Source organism: Dellaglioa sp. CoH-57-MRSF-19 (assembly GCF_056781975.1).
This window is the reverse complement of sequence record NZ_JBXAXW010000039.1, coordinates 1-313: the sequence shown is the minus strand read 5'-3', so window position 1 is coordinate 313 and position 313 is coordinate 1. Positions and strand designations below refer to the sequence as shown.

Annotated in this window: 1 protein-coding gene; it reads right to left on the bottom strand. The window is 48.2% G+C overall.

The window, feature by feature from the left end:
• Positions 1-99: 99 nt before the first annotated feature.
• Positions 100-313: hypothetical protein (locus AC1RO3_RS08040; protein WP_481763936.1), on the bottom strand; the 214-nt coding region annotated here is incomplete at its 5' end.

Genomic DNA, 313 nt, shown 5'->3' with positions numbered 1-313 from the left:
GTTCCATATTCGTGTACAGATACATCGTGTAGAACCGGATCGGTTTCTCCCGCGCATCCAATTCCACATACCACACCTGAGTACGTGTTTCGCTCATGTTTAACCTGTCACGTGATTGAAGAATTCGCCAGTGCTGTTGAAGTGGTAAATCGGGAACCCCAAGCTTTCGGCCTCCCCATGTGTGATCGTCAGGAAGTTATCGAAGTACGCGAGCCGTGACTCAAATTCCACACGACTCTCACCATGATACAGGTTGACGCTGTACAGGTTGATGTGTTCTTCGGCCCCAATCCTATATTTTTCCAGCACATAT